This is a genomic window from Colwellia sp. MT41, from assembly GCF_001444365.1.
GTDB lineage: Bacteria > Pseudomonadota > Gammaproteobacteria > Enterobacterales > Alteromonadaceae > Colwellia > Colwellia marinimaniae.
Window position 1 is genome coordinate 1,052,649 of sequence record NZ_CP013145.1, and the last position, 19,116, is coordinate 1,071,764.

Annotated in this window: 19 protein-coding genes; 13 read left to right on the forward strand and 6 right to left on the reverse strand. The window is 39.7% G+C overall.

Annotation, left to right across the window (positions count from 1 at the left end; genetic code table 11):
- Nucleotides 1-455 precede the first annotated feature (455 nt).
- Nucleotides 456-1,871, forward strand: coding sequence for a DEAD/DEAH box helicase (locus CMT41_RS04485; protein ID WP_083494210.1), 1,416 nt, complete (start codon nt 456-458; stop codon nt 1,869-1,871).
- Nucleotides 1,872-1,972: 101 nt separating this feature from the next.
- On the opposite strand, the gene cobA is transcribed toward CMT41_RS04485, so the two are convergent.
- On the reverse strand, nt 1,973-2,764 hold the full coding sequence (gene cobA, locus CMT41_RS04490; RefSeq protein WP_058026473.1) for a uroporphyrinogen-III C-methyltransferase: 792 nt from the start codon (nt 2,762-2,764) through the stop codon (nt 1,973-1,975).
- Between the two features lie 148 nt (nt 2,765-2,912).
- On the reverse strand, nt 2,913-3,716 hold the full coding sequence (suhB, locus tag CMT41_RS04495) for an inositol-1-monophosphatase (protein WP_057179990.1): 804 nt from the start codon (nt 3,714-3,716) through the stop codon (nt 2,913-2,915).
- 320 nt (nt 3,717-4,036) lie between these two features.
- Between suhB and trmJ the strand changes: the two genes are divergently transcribed.
- The 9 genes from trmJ to fdx all read left to right on the forward strand — a co-directional run bounded on the left by trmJ (nt 4,037) and on the right by fdx (nt 11,657).
- Nucleotides 4,037-4,852, forward strand: coding sequence for a tRNA (cytosine(32)/uridine(32)-2'-O)-methyltransferase TrmJ (gene trmJ / locus CMT41_RS04500; RefSeq protein ID WP_058026474.1), 816 nt, complete (start codon nt 4,037-4,039; stop codon nt 4,850-4,852).
- Between the two features lie 42 nt (nt 4,853-4,894).
- On the forward strand, nt 4,895-5,704 hold the full coding sequence (gene cysE, locus CMT41_RS04505) for a serine O-acetyltransferase (protein WP_057179992.1): 810 nt from the start codon (nt 4,895-4,897) through the stop codon (nt 5,702-5,704).
- A gap of 247 nt (nt 5,705-5,951) precedes the next feature.
- The gene (iscR, locus tag CMT41_RS04510; protein WP_057179993.1) at nt 5,952-6,458 is read left to right on the forward strand and encodes a Fe-S cluster assembly transcriptional regulator IscR; all 507 of its coding nucleotides are present in this window, start codon (nt 5,952-5,954) and stop codon (nt 6,456-6,458) included.
- A 48-nt stretch (nt 6,459-6,506) separates the two neighbouring features.
- Nucleotides 6,507-7,721, forward strand: a complete 1,215-nt coding sequence (locus tag CMT41_RS04515) for an IscS subfamily cysteine desulfurase (protein WP_057179994.1) — start codon at nt 6,507-6,509, stop codon at nt 7,719-7,721.
- Nucleotides 7,722-7,856: 135 nt separating this feature from the next.
- Nucleotides 7,857-8,249: a Fe-S cluster assembly scaffold IscU gene (gene iscU / locus CMT41_RS04520; protein WP_057179995.1), complete on the forward strand. Its 393-nt coding sequence runs from the start codon at nt 7,857-7,859 to the stop codon at nt 8,247-8,249.
- An 11-nt stretch (nt 8,250-8,260) separates the two neighbouring features.
- Nucleotides 8,261-8,584 carry an iron-sulfur cluster assembly protein IscA gene (gene iscA, locus CMT41_RS04525; protein ID WP_057179996.1) on the forward strand — a complete coding sequence of 108 codons (324 nt, stop codon included), beginning with the start codon at nt 8,261-8,263 and terminating at the stop codon, nt 8,582-8,584.
- Nucleotides 8,585-8,748: 164 nt separating this feature from the next.
- Nucleotides 8,749-9,276 (forward strand): co-chaperone HscB, encoded by a 528-nt coding sequence (gene hscB, locus CMT41_RS04530; protein ID WP_057179997.1) that lies wholly within the window; start codon nt 8,749-8,751, stop codon nt 9,274-9,276.
- A gap of 91 nt (nt 9,277-9,367) precedes the next feature.
- A complete protein-coding gene (gene hscA, locus CMT41_RS04535) occupies nt 9,368-11,230 on the forward strand; it encodes a Fe-S protein assembly chaperone HscA (RefSeq protein ID WP_058026475.1) in 1,863 nt (620 codons plus the stop codon).
- 88 nt (nt 11,231-11,318) lie between these two features.
- A complete protein-coding gene (gene fdx, locus CMT41_RS04540; protein WP_057179999.1) occupies nt 11,319-11,657 on the forward strand; it encodes an ISC system 2Fe-2S type ferredoxin in 339 nt (112 codons plus the stop codon).
- A gap of 109 nt (nt 11,658-11,766) precedes the next feature.
- On the opposite strand, the gene CMT41_RS04545 is transcribed toward fdx, so the two are convergent.
- Nucleotides 11,767-14,106 carry a peptidase U32 family protein gene (locus CMT41_RS04545; protein ID WP_058026476.1) on the reverse strand — a complete coding sequence of 780 codons (2,340 nt, stop codon included), beginning with the start codon at nt 14,104-14,106 and terminating at the stop codon, nt 11,767-11,769.
- Nucleotides 14,107-14,239: 133 nt separating this feature from the next.
- Here CMT41_RS04545 and CMT41_RS04550 point away from each other — a divergent pair, with 133 nt between their 5' ends.
- Nucleotides 14,240-14,962 carry a glutathione S-transferase gene (locus CMT41_RS04550; RefSeq protein ID WP_057180338.1) on the forward strand — a complete coding sequence of 241 codons (723 nt, stop codon included), beginning with the start codon at nt 14,240-14,242 and terminating at the stop codon, nt 14,960-14,962.
- A gap of 8 nt (nt 14,963-14,970) precedes the next feature.
- On the opposite strand, the gene CMT41_RS04555 is transcribed toward CMT41_RS04550, so the two are convergent.
- Nucleotides 14,971-15,519, reverse strand: coding sequence for an NUDIX domain-containing protein (locus CMT41_RS04555; RefSeq protein WP_058026477.1), 549 nt, complete (start codon nt 15,517-15,519; stop codon nt 14,971-14,973).
- A gap of 393 nt (nt 15,520-15,912) precedes the next feature.
- Between CMT41_RS04555 and CMT41_RS04560 the strand changes: the two genes are divergently transcribed.
- Nucleotides 15,913-17,607 (forward strand): RluA family pseudouridine synthase, encoded by a 1,695-nt coding sequence (locus CMT41_RS04560; protein WP_058026478.1) that lies wholly within the window; start codon nt 15,913-15,915, stop codon nt 17,605-17,607.
- Nucleotides 17,608-17,696: 89 nt separating this feature from the next.
- Here the strand turns inward: CMT41_RS04560 and CMT41_RS04565 are convergent, their stop codons facing one another.
- The gene (locus tag CMT41_RS04565) at nt 17,697-17,906 is read right to left on the reverse strand and encodes a helix-turn-helix transcriptional regulator (protein ID WP_058026479.1); all 210 of its coding nucleotides are present in this window, start codon (nt 17,904-17,906) and stop codon (nt 17,697-17,699) included.
- Nucleotides 17,903-18,229: a hypothetical protein gene (locus CMT41_RS04570; RefSeq protein ID WP_232300016.1), complete on the reverse strand. Its 327-nt coding sequence runs from the start codon at nt 18,227-18,229 to the stop codon at nt 17,903-17,905. Before CMT41_RS04570 ends, CMT41_RS04565 begins: the two co-directional genes overlap by 4 nt.
- A gap of 467 nt (nt 18,230-18,696) precedes the next feature.
- On the opposite strand from CMT41_RS04570, the gene CMT41_RS04575 reads away from it, so the two are divergent.
- Nucleotides 18,697-19,074: a response regulator gene (locus tag CMT41_RS04575; protein ID WP_057180004.1), complete on the forward strand. Its 378-nt coding sequence runs from the start codon at nt 18,697-18,699 to the stop codon at nt 19,072-19,074.
- The last annotated feature ends 42 nt before the right edge of the window (nt 19,075-19,116 follow it).

The following is a 19,116-nucleotide window of genomic DNA, read 5'->3' on the forward strand; positions in this document are numbered from 1 at the left end:
TGATTCTGGTAAATCGAGCCGAGTCGGTAGATAACTTAATAGACTTGGTATTAACCTTACTGTATGCTGCCGCCCTTTCATGCTGCCAACATTTTCATTAGCGCTGTCAGTATTTGTTTAGGGCTGTTGAACTTTATTGATTATTTTTACAGCCGCTTATTCGCTTTTTATAGCGGGCAGAGCAGATGTATCCTCATTATTTAGGACCATATGCTCCTACGTTGTCTAATAAGCTAGCTCCATGTAGCCTGTACACTAATAGGTGATAACGCATGATATGGCTACTACACGCTGTCCTTTGGCTTAGTTTAAATGCCTATTGCTCTGTGTTTGCGACGAATTTACATAGAAGAACTATGTTTCATTCATAGCGCCTTGAGCAACAGGCAATTAATACCAACGAAATTTGAACATAAAAGGTCAATAGACCCTAATATATTTTAAAGAGATTACTTATGAGCGATACCCCGACAACTAAATTTACTGATTTAGGTTTATCTGAGCCATTACTAAAAGCAGTACGTGATAAGGGTTATGAAACACCATCTCCTATTCAAGCGCAAGCTATTCCAGCGGTTCTTTCTGGACGAGATATTATGGCAGTAGCGCAAACGGGCACCGGTAAAACGGCAGGTTTTACTTTACCGTTATTACAGCGCCTTTCTAGTAACAAAGGCAATAAGGTTGCGTCAAACAACGTAAGAGCATTAATACTTACCCCAACACGTGAACTAGCGGCGCAAATCCACGAAAGTATAGAGACCTATGGTAAGTATTTACATTTACACTCAATGGTCGTTTTTGGTGGCGTGAAAATTAATCCGCAAATGATGCGCCTTCGCCAAGGTGTTGATGTACTGGTGGCAACGCCAGGACGTTTACTCGATTTATACAATCAAAGAGCGGTAAAATTTAGTCAACTTGAAGTGTTTATTCTTGATGAAGCCGATCGCATGTTAGATATGGGCTTTATTCGCGATATTAAAAAGCTTATCGCAGTGCTACCAAAGGACCGTCAAAACTTACTTTTTTCAGCAACCTTCTCTCCTGAGATCCGTGCGCTTGCTAAAGGTCTGGTTAATAACCCATTAGAGATTTCGGTAGATGCTGAAAATAGCACCGCAGACAAAGTTACCCAATGGTTAATGGCCGTTGATAAAAAACGTAAGCCAGCAGTACTTACATATTTAATACAAGAAAATAACTGGCAACAAGTGTTGGTTTTCACTAAAACCAAACATGGCGCTAATAAGCTAACCAAGCACCTCGAAGCAGAAGGCATAACTGCAGCGGCTATCCATGGTAATAAAAGCCAAGGAGCACGTACTAAAGCACTTGCTGCCTTTAAAGATGGCTCAGTCAAGGTACTAGTGGCAACCGATATTGCTGCTCGTGGTATTGATATTGATTTATTACCGCAAGTGGTTAACTTTGATTTACCGAATGTGCCAGAGGATTATGTGCATCGTATTGGCCGTACAGCCCGTGCCGGTAATACTGGCCAAGCATTGTCATTAGTTTGTGCCGATGAGTTAGACTTATTGTGGGGCATTGAACATGTTATTCAGCAGCATATTGAGCGTAAAGTTATTGAGAAGTTTATACCTGCCAATGAGCTGGGCGAATCACGTGCGATAAAACCTTTAAGAACAGGTAGGCCGCCAAAGTCTAAACCAAGTCAACATTCAGCACGTGGTAGAGGTCGAGTTGAACATAAAGATGGTCAACGCTCAGGTGGTAATGCTAATGGTCACAATACCAGTGGCAATAAAGCAAAACCTGCGAACAACTCCTCTAGACGTAAAAAGCCGGAATACGACGGTACTGGGCCTAAGCCACGTACCCCAAGACGTGCAGCAAATAATAGCTAGTTCTATTAGCACATCTTAATAGCAAGAAAAAGGCTTATGACCAATAGTAATTCTATTCATCATAAGCCTTTTTTATTTACTGCTCGGAATTGTTAGTGCAGTTAAGGTGTTAAGTAACCTAAGTTAGTGAGCTGCTCACTGGGAAATAGTCCAACAACATCACCAATCACAATTAAGCTTGGTGGTGTTATTTTATGTAAGGTTACCAATTCGCTTAAATTAGCTAATGTGCCCTTTATCACCTGCTGATCTTGGTGCGTGCCTTTACGAATTAACGCTGCTGGGGTATTTATATCACGACCCGCAGCTATCAGTTGAGCGGTAATTATCGGTAAACTTTTTATACCCATATAAAAGACAATCGTTTGCTCTTTATCATTCAATGCCTGCCAAGGTAAGTCTAGTGCACCATTATCTTGCACATGCCCTGTGATAAAGGTGCAACTTCGAGCTATGTTTCTATGAGTTAACGGGATACCAGCATAACTAGTACAAGCCGATGCTGCGGTCATGCCAGGGACAATATGACAAGCGATACCATGGCTTAATAAAAACTGGGCTTCTTCAGAGCCACGACCAAAGACAAAGGGATCGCCACCTTTTAAGCGGACTACTCTTTTACCTAATAGAGCATTATCAACCAAAAGTTGATTAATGCCTTCTTGCGGAACCCTATGATCTGCTTGCTTTTTACCAACATATATTTGCTGACAATCGCTAGGTAATAGTGCCATTACAGCTGCACTGACTAGCCGATCATAGATAACTACTTCTGCTTGTTTGATAAAACGATAGGCTTGAATGGTCAGTAAATCTGGGTCGCCAGGACCCGCGCCAACTAAGGCGACTTCTCCGCCGATAAAGGCTTGTTTTGTGGTCTTAATGTTATCCATGAGCTCTCTTAACAAAGGTACTAAAAACTATATAGTTAGTCTAAAGCAAAAAAAGCGCCACAGTGACCTTATTTAGTAAGGTTACTGTGGCGCTTAATATTATTGTGTTATTACTTAGCTATTTTAACTAAGTAAACTCAGACAAAAATTACTTGCTAAGTGCCTCACCTAGGTGAGGACGAATTTCTTTCAACACATCTTTTAATATGCGGGTATTTGCGGCAACAATATTACCTGATTTTGCATGATTATGACCGCCAGTAAAGTCAGTTACTAGACCACCAGCTTCAATTATTAATAGTTCGCCAGCAGCAGTATTCCAAGGTTTTAAGCCTATCTCGAAGAAACCATCAAAACGGCCAGCTGCGACATAAGCAAGATCAAGGGCAGGAGAGCCGGTGCGGCGCATATCTGCGCTTTTTTGGAATAAGCCCGAGAACATTGCCATGTAAGCAGCAGTATGTTGTTTGTGTTTGAACGGGAAACCCGTGGCTAGGACAGTTCCTGAAAGCTCTTTATTTTTATTAACTCGAATACGGAAACCGTTTAATTGTGCACCTTTACCACGACTAGCGGTGAATAACTCGCCACGAATAGGATCAAATACTACCGCTTGGTCTAGTTTACCTTTTACTTTTAAGGCAATTGAAACGCAAAAATGCGGAATACCTTTTATGAAGTTGGTGGTGCCGTCTAGTGGATCAACAATCCACTGGTAATCGTCATCACTACCTTTTAACACGCCAGACTCTTCACCGATAATGGTGTGATCTGGATATGATTTACGAATAGTCTCAATAATTGCCTCTTCAGCGCTAATATCAACACTGGTGACAAAATCATTCGTTCCTTTTGATTCAATTTCAACTTTATCAAGTTGCTCCATAGAGCGAACGATAACTTTACCTGCTGTACGCGCTGCGCGCACGGCAATATTTAGCATGGGATGCATAATAGAGTACCTATTTGTAAATAATTTTTAAAAGAACAATTTATTTCCAAGCAAACATTGTCTTGAAATTCGAGCGCGCAAATTATAGCAAAAAAAAAACCATTAAGCGATAATCTTATAAAATAAATCGTTTAATAAATGAGCGACTCATTGGCTTGGTTTTTTAATAGAGAAAAAAAGACTATTAAATATCAAATTGCCATAGATAAAGATGCTTAATAAGCGTGCTTTTTGTTAGCTACAGCAGTAATCTTCTATGGTAGAATACTGGCCATCTAGATGGGTTTACAAGCCCAGTAAAATAAACAGTAGAGTATAAGATGTCAGATCCCCAACAAGATTCTCAGCAAAGCAACACCCCAGGTTCACTATTAGATCGCGTTAAAATTATTTTAGTAAATACCTCTGATTGTCGAAACATAGGTAGTGCAGCACGCGCTATGAAAACCATGGGTTTAAGCCAGCTTATTTTAGTTGATCCTATTGAAATGCCTAATGGTCAAGCGCAAGCCATGGCTGCTGGTGCAACGGATGTGTTAGCAAATGCTAAAGTAGTGAGTACTTTGCAAGAAGCCATTGAAGATTGTGGTTTAGTGGTGGGTACCAGTGCTCGCTCTCGGACACTACCTTGGCCTATGCTCGAGCCAAGAGGCTGTGGTGAGAAGTTGATTGCCGAAGCAGGTGAATATCCAGTAGCGTTAGTTTTTGGTCGAGAAAGTAGTGGTTTAACCAATGAAGAATTACAACTTTGTCACTTTCATGTACAGATACCTGCTAATCCAGATTATAGCTCGTTGAATTTAGCCATGGCGGTACAAACGTTAAGTTATGAAGTGCGTACCAGTTATTTACTGGCTCATGATAAAAATTATCAAGAACGCAGTACCGGTAATGGTAAATTGCTTGCTAAAAGCAAAAATGAAGGTGAAGAACTTTATCCGGTAAGTGAAGAAATTGAGCGTTTTTATCAACACTTTGAAAAAGCACTGAAAGCCACCGGCTTTATAGTAGAAAACCATCCTGGTTTAGTGATGACTAAGCTAAGGCGTTTATTTAATCGTGCTAGGCCAGATGTAAAAGAAGTTAAGATGATGCGGGGGATTTTTGCCTCAATGGAAAGGTCTAGTAAAGAGTAGTCATAATAGTTAGTCACTTAAGAGTAATAGAAGGAATAATTTATGTTTAGCCGTATCAAAGAAGATATCAATAGTGTCTTTGATAGAGATCCCGCCGCTCGTACTAGTTTCGAGGTGTTACTTAATTATCCAGGCTTACATGCCATATGGTTTCATCGAGTGAGTCATAAATTATGGTGTGCTAATTGGAAGTTATTAGCGCGCGTTTTTTCTACGTTTTCACGTTGGTTAACGGGCATTGAAATACATCCCGGTGCCACTATTGGTCGACGCTTTTTTATTGATCACGGCATGGGCGTTGTTATTGGCGGAACCGCCGAAATAGGTGATGACGTTACCCTTTATCAAGGTGTTACTCTCGGTGGTACTAGTTGGAAACCGGGTAAACGCCATCCCACCTTAGAAGACAATGTTGTTATTGGTGCAGGCGCCCAAGTACTAGGCCCTATCACTATCGGCAAAGGCGGTAAAGTTGGCTCTAATTCAGTGGTTGTTAAAGACTTACCCGCTAACGCTACTGCGGTAGGTATTCCTGGCAGAATCGTTCCGGATAAACCGAGTAAAGGTGAAGGCCAACAGCGAGAAGCTGCCGCTAAAAAATATGGCTTTGATGCCTATGCTGTTTCCCACGATAACCCTGATCCTGTGGCTAAAGCTATTGGTCGCTTACTTGATCATGTGCATTTAATGGATGATCGAGTGAGTGCTCTTTGCAAAGAAGTTAATAGCCTAGGTGGTAATATTTGTGATCAAAACTTGCCTGAATTAAGAGTGGGTGAGTTTATTGAAGATGAAAAAGCAGCGGCGCAGCGTCGTGAAAGCAAGGTGAGCAGCTTTGATCCTGAAATTTAATTTCATTAAAAAATAATAGTTGACTAATTTAGTCAACTATTACTTCTCGCCTCTCATTTCTTGGTGTACAATACTTGAGTAAATTACTAGGGTATTCATTTGACTAATATGTAGGGTTAGGTAGAATTGCGCAGCATTTACTAAACTAAGCATTTTTTTCTATGCTTTGGTGGTCAAATAGCTTTGACTTAATCGTCCTACTAAATTGATATATTGAGTACACTAACATAGTGTTTGAGAGCAGATTATGAAACTTACTTCTAAAGGTCGTTACGCAGTTACTGCCATGTTAGACGTTACTATTCATGCCGTATCTGGACCTGTATCTTTGGCTGATATTTCTGAGCGCCAAGGTATATCTTTGTCTTATTTAGAGCAACTCTTTTCTCGTTTACGCAAGCAAGGGCTAGTGACCAGTGTTCGTGGTCCTGGAGGCGGTTATCGCTTGAGCAGGTGCTCAGCTGAAATAGCGGTTGCTGATGTTATTTGTGCGGTAAATGAAAGTGTTGATGCCACTAAATGTTCAGGAAAAGACAATTGCCAGGATGGTGAACAATGTTTAACTCATTCTCTTTGGGAAGGGTTAAGCCAACGAATTGAAGAATTTTTGCAAAACATCAGCTTATCAGAATTAGTGGCAAAGCGTGATGTGATAGCCGTTTCTAAACGACAAGATAAACTACATATAAATGCTAATAAAAGCATACCGTTAGAGACATTGATAACCACTAAAAATGTAATGAACGACTGGTAATAGCCAGTCGCGTCGTATTAAAGATTTACCATCGGAGAGAGTTAGCGCATGAAGCTTCCTATATATTTTGATTACTCAGCTACTACACCTGTAGATAAGCGTGTAGCAGAAAAAATGATGCAATACATGACCACAGACGGTCATTTTGGTAACCCCGCGTCCCGTTCTCATAAATTTGGCTGGCTAGCCGAAGAGGCGGTTGATATCGCTCGTAATCAAGTTGCTGAATTAATTAATGCCGACCCACGTGAAATTGTATTCACCTCGGGCGCCACAGAATCAAATAACCTAGCCATTAAAGGTGCTGCTAATTTTTATCACAAACGTGGTAAACACATTATTACCAGTAAAACCGAACATAAAGCGGTATTAGATACTTGTCGCGAATTAGAGCGTCAAGGGTTTGAAGTAACGTACCTTGACCCGGAAGAAAATGGTTTAATTGATTTAAAAAAATTAAATGATGCCATGCGTGATGACACTGTTTTAGTGAGCATAATGCATGTAAATAATGAAATTGGTGTTATTCAAGACATCAATGAAATTGGTGAAATGTGTCGTGCTCGCAAAATTATTTTCCATGTTGATGCCGCACAAAGTGTCGGTAAAATTAACATTGATATGCAAGCGTTGAAAGTTGACTTATTGTCTATTTCAGCACATAAAATGTACGGACCTAAAGGCATTGGCGCTTTATATGTGTCACGTAAACCGCGTGTTCGTATTGAAGCACAAACTCACGGTGGTGGTCATGAACGTGGCATGCGCTCTGGTACCTTAGCAACGCATCAAATTGTTGGTATGGGTGAAGCCTGTCGTTTGGCTAAAGCAGAAATGGCACAAGACCTTATCCATGTAACAGCAATGCGCGACCGTCTTTGGGCTGGTGTCAACTCAATGGAACAAGTTTTTGTTAACGGTGATTTTGACAAACGTTATCCTGGTAATTTAAACGTCAGTTTTAACTATGTTGAAGGTGAGTCGTTAATTATGGCACTGAAAGACCTGGCGGTATCGTCAGGTAGTGCTTGTACATCAGCAAGTTTAGAACCGTCTTATGTGCTACGCGCATTAGGGCTAAATGATGAAATGGCCCATAGCTCAATTCGTTTTAGCTTTGGTCGTTTTACCACGTCAGAAGAAATTGACTACGCCATTAAATTAATTAGAGGCGCTATAGGTCATTTACGCGATATGTCACCGCTTTGGGAAATGTTCAAAGACGGTATCGATTTAGATTCAATTGAATGGGCTGCTCACTAAACTAAACTGAGTTAAATAAAATAAGGTTTAGTAAAATAGTTCAGCACTTTAGATAAAATTTAGTGTCAAATAAGGTGTATAAGTAATTATCTCGAAATTACCTAATAACAATTTGGCACAAGTTAGGAGAGTAACATGGCTTACAGCGAAAAAGTAATTGATCACTATGAGAATCCACGTAATGTTGGTTCAATGGACAAAAACGATCCAACAGTAGCTACTGGTATGGTTGGCGCACCTGCGTGTGGCGACGTGATGAGGCTACAACTTAAAATTTCTGCTGATGGTATCATTGAAGATGCTAAATTCAAAACCTACGGTTGTGGTTCAGCGATTGCATCAAGCTCATTGGTTACTGAATGGGTAAAGGGCAAGTCAATTGAAGAAGCGGGTAAAATTAAAAATACCGATATTGCTGAAGAGTTAGCTTTACCACCGGTAAAAATTCATTGCTCAATTTTGGCTGAAGATGCCATTAAAGCAGCGATTGAAGATTATAAAAGTAAACAAAGTAAACAAGGTAAATAACGGAGAAAACAATGTCTGTTACCATGACACCTGCAGCAGCTGAACGTATTCAATCATTCATGCAAAATCGTGGCAAAGGGCTTGGGCTTCGCTTAGGTATTAAAACTACCGGCTGTTCAGGTTTAGCTTATGTACTCGAGTTTGTTGATGATTTAAATGAAGATGATCAGCTGTTCTCTATTGATGATGTCAACATTATTATAGATAAGAAAAGCTTGGTTTATCTTGATGGCATTGAACTCGACTTTGTTAAAGAAGGCTTAAACGAAGGCTTTAAGTTCACCAACCCCAACGCCAAAGGTGAGTGCGGCTGTGGTGAAAGTTTTAATGTATAATATCTTTGCAACTTGATTCAATTACGACGTTGAAAGTGCTCATTGACTAACGTCTACTCTGCGCTTTCTCCTTGTACTTGAACCAAGTTCCTTCGAGTTTAGAACATTATTAAAATTAAGCTTATTATAGAAAGCTTTTAGACCCATTTCTCTAGGTATAAGCAGTGAATTACTTCCAACTCTTCGGCATTGAAGCCTCTTTCGATCTCGATTTACAAAATCTATCATCAAGTTATCAAGCCTTGCAAAAGGCGGTACATCCAGACAAGTTTGCCCACGCATCAGACCAAGATCAACGCATTGCCGTACAAAAGTCTGCGCAAATTAATGACGCATATCAAACCCTAAAACAACCATTACCACGTGCTGAATATATATTAGTTCAACGCGGTGTTGATATGCCAAACGAGCAACACTCTTTTAGCGATACAGGTTTTTTATTGCATCAAATGGAATTGCGAGAAATGCTTGAAGACGTTAAGCAGGCAAGTGATGCGGATGCCGCCTTACTTGAAGTTCAACGAGTATTATCAAGTGAATACTTACAGCTTACTCAACTGATGAGAGCACAGATAAGTGAAAATAACTCAGCATCTAATAATGCAGCATGCGATAATTTACGTAAATTAAAGTTTTATCAAAAGCTAAATATTGAAGTGGACCGCCTTGAAGATGCCTTGTTTGATGACTAGCAGAGCAAGTCGGCAGCAATAATTGAAAACCCAAGCACCTTAGTATTTACCACTTACCATTAACCTAAACTCAGATCATTGAATTAACATCATGGCTTTATTACAAATTGCAGAACCCGGTCAAAGTACCGTTCCTCATGAACACAGATTAGCTGCAGGCATCGATCTTGGTACCACAAACTCCTTGATAGCAAGTGTACAAAGCGGAAACGCTAGTACTTTAAGCGATGAGCAAGGCCGTGATTTATTACCCTCAATAGTCAGCTATCAAGCAGACAATATTTTAGTGGGTCAGGCAGCCCAAGCTCTTAGCATTGAGGACGCAGAGAATACTATTACTTCTGCTAAGCGTTTAATTGGGCGCTCACTGCCTGATATTAAAAGTAAATATCCATCTTTACCCTATGAGTTTTGTGGTGATGAAAATCATCCTGAAATTATGACCAGGCAAGGTGCTATTAACCCAGTACAAGTATCAGCAGAAATATTAAAAACCCTAAAGCTACGCGCACAAGCCGCTTTAGGCGGCGAGTTAACCGGTGTTGTTATCACTGTGCCCGCTCACTTTGACGATGCTCAAAGGCAAAGTACTAAAGATGCAGCAAAATTAGCCGGCCTTAGCGTCTTACGGTTATTAAATGAACCCACGGCCGCTGCGGTAGCTTACGGGTTAGATTCAGGACAAGAAGGTATTATTGCTGTCTATGACCTAGGTGGCGGTACTTTTGATATTTCTGTTTTGCGCTTAAATAAAGGTGTCTTTGAAGTATTAGCTACGGGTGGTGATACTGCACTGGGTGGTGATGACTTTGATGTAGCTATCGTTGACTACCTTGTTGAACAAGCGGATTTAACCAGACCTTTATCGCCATCATTAGAGCGTCAATTGATGCAGCAAGCTTGTTTTGCCAAAGAGCAGTTAACTGATAATGATCAAGTTGAGATCAGTCTTTCTCTTGATAGCGGTAGTGATTGGACGGTAAGTTTCGACCAAGCACAATTGAATGAACTTATTGGCACATTAGTGAAGAAAACACTACGTGCTTGTCGTCGTACCATTAAAGATGCTGGTATAACGGTTGATGAAGTCGTTGAAATTATTATGGTAGGTGGTTCAACACGTGTACCCTTGGTGCGCAGTGAAGTTGAAAAGTACTTTAATAAGACGCCATTAACTACTATTGATCCCGATAAGGTGGTTGCTATTGGAGCGGCTATTCAAGCAGATATTTTAGCAGGAAATAAGCCTGATAGTGATATGTTATTGCTTGATGTTATACCCTTGTCCCTTGGCCTTGAAACCATGGGCGGCTTAGTAGAAAAGGTGATCCCACGTAATACCACTATACCGGTGGCCAAGGCGCAAGAATTTACCACTTTTAAAGATGGTCAAACAGCAATGGCGGTCCATGTATTACAAGGTGAGCGTGAGTTAGTTGATGATTGTCGTTCACTAGCCCGTTTTGAGTTACGTGGCATTCCCCCTATGACTGCTGGTGCAGCCCATATAAGAGTGACATTTAACGTTGATGCGGATGGTTTACTTTCGGTAACTGCGATGGAAAAGTCCACCGGGGTAGAAGCCAGCATTGAAGTTAAACCTTCATTTGGTCTAGATGACAATCAAATTAGTCAGATGATTAAAGATTCAATGAATAATGCTGCCGAAGATATGCAAGCGCGTATGCTTAAAGAGCAACAAGTTGACGCGGCACGTGTTATTGAGTCAGTGCAAGCAGCCTTACTTGCCGATAGTAAATTGCTCAATAGTGATGAAGTTACTGTTATTGAAAGTGCGATTAAGTCCCTCGCTCAAGTAAGTCAAGGCAGTGATAATAAAGCGATAGAAACAGCCCTTGATAAGTTGAACGATAGTACCGTATTATTTGCTGAACGACGTATGGATAGTTCAATTAGCCAAGCATTATCGGGCCAATCGATTGATAAGCTTTAGCTAAACTGTAGGCGAGAATTTATTCTCGCTTTAAATTGAATAAGATAATGGTGCGAACAAGTTCACGCCTACAAAGAGAATAGATAAAATGCCAAAAATTATATTTTTACCTCATGCAGAACTATGTCCAGATGGCGCAGTTGTTGAAGCCGAAAAAGGCGAAAGCGTACTTAACGTCGCGTTAAGAAATGATATTGGAATAGAGCATGCGTGTGAAAAAGTATGTGCCTGCACTACTTGTCACGTTATTATTCGAGAAGGTTTTGACTCTATCGAAGAAGGTGATGAACTTGAAGAAGATTTGCTTGATAAAGCCTGGGGTTTAGAGCCTGAATCTCGTCTTAGTTGCCAATCAATTGTTGGCGATGAAGATTTAGTGGTTGATATCCCTAAATACACAATCAATATGGTTTCTGAAGCTCACTAATTTTTTTACCTATGTAAATTGAAAAGGCCATTGACATGAATATGTCAATGGCCTTTTTGTTATTTGTTGGCTGATGGTATCGTTAGCTCAACAAAGGTTTTATCATGGCTTATAAGCCATTATGATATTGTACGTTGGTCGACTCAGGTACTAAGCTATTCAGCTTGTTTTTGGCGTTTATCGACGAATTTGATAACGAGTTTGCTTGTCTGCCAAGTTGTCCAGCCTGCTCGATATTACTATTGTTAAGTAACAGTTCAAATTGTGCAATGAGTAACGCTTTATCAGGTGACTCTTTATCACCGGCACCTATGTTAGTTAAATCAATCATAAAACCATCAAATAACTGCGCTAAGTCTTGGATTATTTCTGTGTTTAAGAATTGATCGTTATTATAAATACTTGGGTAGCCAGCTTTTTGCTTATCAATAGCAAAGGAAACGCCTTTGAGGTTGGTGATACTAGTCGATTTATCGCATGAAAGCATACAGCCATTATCAATCCTAGGCTTCTCGCAACCAACACTTTGCTGGAAGAAACATTGCCTACTGACCATTAATAAAATGGGGTGGTAAACGCTGTACAACATTTTAAAGTTTTCCGGACGGGCGATTGTCTTCATCTGTTGGCGGTTAATTTCGTTGGAAATAAAAGCGCCACTACAGTTAAAGTTTTCTTTCATCGCCAATAACGCATAAGAATTGGTGGTATTTAAAAACGGTCCAGCAATCCAGTCAATGCCTAATTCAAAGGCTCTATTGGCAATGCCAGTGTTATTGGTGACAATCAATTTAGGTTTAACTTGCTGTAAAATATTTACCGCGACATCATAATCTTTACCAATTAATACCGAGGGGAACCAAGGAATAAGACGTGGGTTCTGTTGGAAAAAACTCACGTATTTAGTACAGCCCCGCTTATAAGCATCGGGCAGTTTAAAATAAATATCGGCATCAGTTATGTCGCCAAGCTTGATGTCGCTCTCATCAGATATTAATAGTGATAATTTGACCGCCTGGTCTTGTTTTGCATGACGTACTAGTTTTGGTAGCTCTACTGCTGCTAATAACGGGATATCGTTATTGAGTAAGGCCGCTATCTTATTTTTAAGTGCGGTAAGCTCTCTAAAAGGAATAGTGACACCTTGTGGTATAGCGTCAGTACTTAACTGAGTTAAGTTAAACTCAGCGTTATTGAAGCTTTTAAAGCGCTTTGCAATGGCACTATCATCAATGCAGTTTTTTTCACTGGCTATAAGTAGGCGTTCAGAGTGCATAACATGGGTTTGCTCTGTGGTAGCTTGCTCGGAAACACCTGTACTTGCCGCTTCTTTTATTTTGATGGTAACGGTTAAAGGTTTACCAACTTCACCAGAGAATACTAAAGATAAGACACGTTTTTCAATACTTAGGTGTTTTATTTTGTCAAAGACACTGGCGTGAATTTGTTCTTTTTCATCACTTAGTTTTTGTTCAACATCTTGTATTTCTACTACAGAGATAGCGTTACTTTTATCTAGTGCGTAATATTTTGAATTATCACGCGGGTTTTCAATAAACATCGATTGGTTTAAATCGCCGCGTAAAAAAGCATTAGAGAAATCGCGATTAAACACCTTATAAAGTCGCTCGCCGTCTTCAAGTAGTTCACCGGTGGCAACAAAGCCATCTATTTGCTTACGGAAACTATCGATAACGGTATGAACATAGCTAGCACCCTTGATACGGCCTTCAATTTTAAAGGAGTGCACGCCAGCATCGATTAGTGCCGGTAAATCGAAAAATGCCGAATTATCTTTAATGTTTAGTGGGAATTTATTACCTGTTTCGGTGGGTTTATATTCTTCACGACAAGCTTGGCTACAACGGCCTCTATTACCAGAATTACCGACACTGGCCGAAGTGGAATAACATAAACCTGAAAATGCGATACATAATGAGCCGTGAACAAATACCTCTGTAAGCAGATCTAACTCCGTCGATACGGCAGTAATTTCGGTGATTTCTTTTAAGTTTAATTCACGAGATAAATTAACCCGTGAGGCACCCAATTTTTTTAAAAATGGAATTTGACCAATGTTATGGGTTGTTAATTGGGTCGAAGCATGGATGTCTAAGGTCGGGAAGTGCTTTTTAAGAATATACAGCATGCCTAAGTCTTGGACAATAACGCCATCGAGCGTGGTGTTAGCCAGTTTACTTAATAACTTAGCCAGGGTTTTAAATTCGCGCTCTAGAATAATGATATTAAGCGTTAAGAATATTTGGCATTCATACTGGTGTGCGAGTCGAATAATACGGACCAGTTCATCAAAAGAAATATTAGTAGCACGGTTTCTGGCATTAAAAGTATCTAAACCACAGTACACCGCATCTGCGCCAGCAATAATTGCCGCTTTTATCGCATCTACATCACCACCGGGGGCTAACAATTCAATTTTAGGACTCATTTATACAACTTTAGCCAATTAAACGGCGGTTAAATTTCAAAGGGGGGATTTTACTCGTATAATGAGCCGATGAATACCGTTAAAATAGCTCTTTAAAGTAATTGTTTATTGCAGCGCTGGAATGTTTACCGTTATGAATAAAAGTACCAATGTAATTGTTAGTAAAAACAGTAATATAATAGAACTTCCCATATTATATTCTTTAAGAAACTGCCCTTATGCCATGCGCGCGAGACTGGCAATTTTTAAAGCTAAACAGGCAGTTTTGTTAAGAGACTTGGTATTAAGTAATAAACCTGCTGAAATGATAGCGGTATCGCCTAAAGGGACAGTACCGGTATTAGTCTTAACCAATGGTACGGTAATCGAAGAAAGTTTAGCTATCATGTTATGGGCTTTACGTGCAACGGATCCTGATGATTTATTACACAGAGACGAAGGTGGTCGCAAACCCAGTCAGCAAGAGGGCGCCTTAGCTGAAATGCTCTTACTCATTAATGAATTTGATACCGGCTTTAAAACTTGTTTGGAAGCCTATAAATGCGCTAAACGCTATCAAGAAGATAATATTGGCCAGTGCCGCGAAGCTTGCCAGTTATACCTAGAAAAATTAGAGCTACGCTTATCTAAACACTGTTATTTAATCTCAGATAAAGAAAGTCTCGCTGATATTGCCTTAATTGCTTTTATTCGACAATTTGCCCGCATAGAACGTCAGTGGTATTTGCAATCACCCTACCCAAGGGTAAGGCAATGGCTAAATAGTTATTTGCAGAGCCCTGTTTTTACCAAGGTTATGGCAAAGTACCCACTGTGGCTAGAGAACCGGCAAGATGTTTTATTTGGCGGTAACTAATCAGGTACTTAAGCCGGTACGGATTCGTTTACTAATTCACTGACAATGAGCTTTAGTAAAAAGGTCTCACGTTCTATCGAAAGACCTTTTTTCTTACTTGTTGCCATGGTTGCTTCGTTGTGAACAATGGCTTGATGAATGTTCATCCATACTGGCTGCATGCCATTATTTAGCTCATGGGTTTCAAATTCTGGCTCAAGTAGTTCCTCATCAATGGTGCAGGTATAGCAGTAAGATTGCATATGAACAAAATCAAAGCCTGCTTTATGCCATGGCCTGAATTCTTCGTAGAGGCCAAATTCTACAATGTTTCTGACATTATGCGCGCCAGTTTCTTCTTTAAGCTCGCGCACTAGTCCGTCAATATGACTTTCTCCCGCATCTATGCCACCACCGGGTAGGCTATAGTCGTGATAACGCTTGGTATAAAGTAGCAATATACTCTCACCATTAAGCACTATGGCTCGGGTCGCTTTACGAATAAAACGTTTCTTATCAGGGGAATTAACCGTAAGCGGATTAATATTCGGGTGAATTGTTGATTTAAGTAAACGCATAGTAAGTGATATTATAAAATTATTGTGTATTATACCAATTTCATTAAATTATTGCTTACTTGTGCTGGTTAAAATATCTCATGTCAGCGTTGCTCTCAATCCCAATAGCCCGCTATTGCTCAATCGAGCGCCTGCCCTGAAGTATTGTTCCTATGCACAACAAGATCACACACTTAATGAAACTGGTATTAGATGGGGCTCATTTGAACTTAATCAATGACAAGCAATTAATGGCAATGATATTTTCCATTGTCCTCCATGTGACAAACGATTAAAATAGCCTTTACGGATTTTGATTAGTGGTACTAATCTTTAATTGAAATCTATCTGGCTGATAAGGCCACTTTTGTTTTTGGTGTTATGCCTTTATTGTTATGGTTTTGAGCGTTATCTATGCAAATGAATGATCCTTGTTTTACTCGTTTTAAGTCCTCTATTGATGGTTATAGTTTACCTGAACGTTTTACTTTCCCCTTTTATTATCAACCACACCCTTTGTGTTTATTAGCGGCACAAGAACTGCAAGTTAGCCTAGAGCAGAAACAGTCATTACAGCATAACTTTAGCCAAAGTGGCAAAATGTTTGGCGTTCTTTTAGTGGTAAATGCTCAAGGGGAGCTAGGCTATCTGTCTGGATTTTCAGGACAGTTGGCGGATAATAATGATCTTAGTCACTTTGTGCCGCCGGTCGATGATTCAACCAAGGCCGAATTCTTTAAAAAAGAGCAAAAGTTGATTAATGACCTTAACGCACAGCTTAGCTTGTTAGAAGACAACCCTGAAATTGCGGTGAAAAAGCAGGCGCTAGCCAAATTATCCTCTTTAGCTAATAATGATATTAGCCAATTACAAAGTGAAAATTCGACTCAAAGACAAGCAAGAAAAGCACAACGTACCCTAGCTATGGCCTCGCTCTCAGATGATGAATTTACCCGGTTAAAAGAGCAACTAGCAAAAGAAAGTGTTGCTGATAAAAATGCATTAAAGTATTTGAAATACTCTTGGCAAGAAAAGCTAACAACAGCCCAATATGCTCTAGATAGCTTACTTGAGGTGATTTGGGGGATTAAAGAGAGAAGATCATTATTATCAAAGGCGTTACAACAGAAATTATTTGAGCAATACCGCTTTTTAAATATTAAGCAAGAAGAGAAAAACTTAACTGATTTATTTATTGATACGGCTTTTCACCATAGATATGGTGTTCCGCCAGCCGGTGCCGGCGATTGTGCCGCCCCTAAACTGTTGCAATACGCCTTTAAAGTAGGGCTGAAACCGCTTGCTATGGCAGAGTTTTGGTGGGGTAAATCACCTAAATCAGCAGTCAGACAACATAAAAATTTCTATACCGCCTGTATGGGTAAATGCCAACCTATTCTGGCTCACATGCTCAGTGGTATGCCCATGGATGATAATCCTATGCTGAAAGACCTAGCAAAAGAAAAAAGCATCGATATACTCTATCAAGATAATGAGATGGCGGTGATCAATAAACCCAGTGAACTTTTATCTGTGCCAGGTAAGAGTATAACTGATTGTGTTTATAGCCGAATGAAGCTATTTTTCCCTAAAGCAACCGGACCACTTATTGTCCATCGCCTGGATATGTCGACCTCAGGCTTAATGGTTATAGCACTGACTAAATCAGCACATAAAAGCTTGCAGCAGCAGTTTATCAAGCGAACAGTGGAAAAAAGGTATGTTGCTCTGTTGTCTGGTTGCCCTAAACAGATATTAGACAATGAAGAGGGCATTATTCGTCTACCCTTAGCGGGTGACTTCGATGATAGACCGAGACAAATGGTTTGTTTTGAAACAGGTAAAGACGCGGAAACAAAATGGCAGAGGGTCGCTTTTGAACAGCAAGGTAAGCAAACCCTAGTTAGAGTACACCTATATCCTAAAACGGGTCGAACTCATCAACTAAGAGTGCACTGTGCTCATCACTTAGGCTTTAATACGCCCATTGTTGGTGATGATTTATATGGCTCTACAGCTAACCGCTTACATTTACATGCAGAAATGTTAAAACTAAAACACCCAACAACAAATGAATTAATGGAATTCACTGTCGCTGCCAATTTTTAAACAATCAGCAATGAGCATAGTTAGCAAAGAGTCGCGTTAAAGTAGTATGTATAGAGGCTAAATTAATGTGACATACCTTTTAATATGAGCTAGCTTTTAACCATTGTAACTTCGTCCTGAAAAATATCTTCAATGGCTAAATTAAACAACCTAGCCGCTTTAAATGCCAAGGGTAAACTAGGATAAAACTTGCCCTTTTCAATGGCATTAATCGTTTGTCTCGATACCTCTAACGCGCTAGCAAGTTGAGCTTGTGTCCAGTCACGCTCTGCGCGTAACACCTTTAAGCGATTTTTCATTGGTATTTCCTATGGCCAGAGACAACGGCTATTAGGTAAGTTATGCCCATTAAGATAATCACATGAGGTATTTCAGCTTGATAAGTGATTAATTTTATATCTTCTAATGATTCATAGCTTAGGCCGACGACTAAGCCAACCCCTAAAGCTAAGGCCATGGCTTCAAACAGTATTTTTTGTTGCATTTCATCTAGGCCATGCAAATAAGTTCTATTAGCTATTAACATACGCAAACCAACCGCTAGGTTAATTAGCACGGCGATAATGGTTAACACTGTGTTGAATTCCCAAATAAATTTTGGAGCGAAAGAGGCTATAGCCATGGTAATAACCCAGCAGCCCGTCCAATTTCTGAATGTGACGTTATTGGCATTATTTTTTAGTTAGTAACTATTTGGTGTAGCATTTTTCTTAGTCATAAGTAAACTCTCTTTGATTTAATGTAAAGTTTATTTGACTTTATTGTAGGGATCAAACCCGATAAGTAAAGTTCGCTTTACTAGTCTTTGTAGTCGCTATTAGGGGATATAAGAACTTATGCTAGTTTCATTAAGTGTGTGATCTTGTTGTGCTTAGGTAAAAAAATCAGCACAGGCGCTCGATTAAGTAATCGCTGGTTCTTGCGATTGAGAACAAGCTGGTCTGGGATATTTTAACCGGTACAAGTGGGTAATAATTTAGTGAACTTGGTATTATTACTGATGAGGTGGAAAAATTTCAATGTGACGCTATAATTTTTAATCAGGCCTTAATTCAATATCCACGTCTTTAACTAAAGGGATTTTATAAGATGAAAATATTAGTGGTAGATGACATGCCATCAATGCGCCAAGTTATGCTGCATATGCTAACTAGTTTAGGTCATAACGACCCTGATGAAGCAAGCTGTGGCTTGCATGCGCTGAAAATGTTGCGATTAAATGACTATGATTTATTAATTACCGACTTACATATGCCTAATTTAGATGGTGAGCAATTGCTAAGTAAAATAAGGCATGATAAAAAGCTCTCTAACTTACCTGTGCTGATGGTCTCTAGCGAAGATGATAAGGCAAAAATAATGGCGCTTATTGCTGGGGAAGTCACTGGCTTTATGGTCAAGCCTTTTAATTGTAATACCTTGAAAAAACAATTACATTGGATAGAAGCCAATAAAAAAGTTGCATAATAGCTAATTTATTCAATTGGATAGTTAGCAATTATCATCACA

Coding starts and splice junctions, on each gene's coding strand:
- CMT41_RS04570 (WP_232300016.1), bottom strand. CDS start 18,229: ATGGCTATAGCCTCTTTCGCTCCAAAATTTATTTGGGAATTCAACACA.
- trmJ (WP_058026474.1), top strand. CDS start 4,037: ATGTCAGATCCCCAACAAGATTCTCAGCAAAGCAACACCCCAGGTTCA.
- suhB (WP_057179990.1), bottom strand. CDS start 3,716: ATGCATCCCATGCTAAATATTGCCGTGCGCGCAGCGCGTACAGCAGGT.
- fdx (WP_057179999.1), top strand. CDS start 11,319: ATGCCAAAAATTATATTTTTACCTCATGCAGAACTATGTCCAGATGGC.
- CMT41_RS04515 (WP_057179994.1), top strand. CDS start 6,507: ATGAAGCTTCCTATATATTTTGATTACTCAGCTACTACACCTGTAGAT.
- CMT41_RS04555 (WP_058026477.1), bottom strand. CDS start 15,519: ATGCGTTTACTTAAATCAACAATTCACCCGAATATTAATCCGCTTACG.
- CMT41_RS04565 (WP_058026479.1), bottom strand. CDS start 17,906: ATGAAAAATCGCTTAAAGGTGTTACGCGCAGAGCGTGACTGGACACAA.
- cysE (WP_057179992.1), top strand. CDS start 4,895: ATGTTTAGCCGTATCAAAGAAGATATCAATAGTGTCTTTGATAGAGAT.
- iscA (WP_057179996.1), top strand. CDS start 8,261: ATGTCTGTTACCATGACACCTGCAGCAGCTGAACGTATTCAATCATTC.
- iscU (WP_057179995.1), top strand. CDS start 7,857: ATGGCTTACAGCGAAAAAGTAATTGATCACTATGAGAATCCACGTAAT.
- hscA (WP_058026475.1), top strand. CDS start 9,368: ATGGCTTTATTACAAATTGCAGAACCCGGTCAAAGTACCGTTCCTCAT.
- CMT41_RS04485 (WP_083494210.1), top strand. CDS start 456: ATGAGCGATACCCCGACAACTAAATTTACTGATTTAGGTTTATCTGAG.
- iscR (WP_057179993.1), top strand. CDS start 5,952: ATGAAACTTACTTCTAAAGGTCGTTACGCAGTTACTGCCATGTTAGAC.
- CMT41_RS04560 (WP_058026478.1), top strand. CDS start 15,913: ATGCAAATGAATGATCCTTGTTTTACTCGTTTTAAGTCCTCTATTGAT.
- CMT41_RS04575 (WP_057180004.1), top strand. CDS start 18,697: ATGAAAATATTAGTGGTAGATGACATGCCATCAATGCGCCAAGTTATG.
- cobA (WP_058026473.1), bottom strand. CDS start 2,764: ATGGATAACATTAAGACCACAAAACAAGCCTTTATCGGCGGAGAAGTC.
- CMT41_RS04545 (WP_058026476.1), bottom strand. CDS start 14,106: ATGAGTCCTAAAATTGAATTGTTAGCCCCCGGTGGTGATGTAGATGCG.
- CMT41_RS04550 (WP_057180338.1), top strand. CDS start 14,240: ATGAATAAAAGTACCAATGTAATTGTTAGTAAAAACAGTAATATAATA.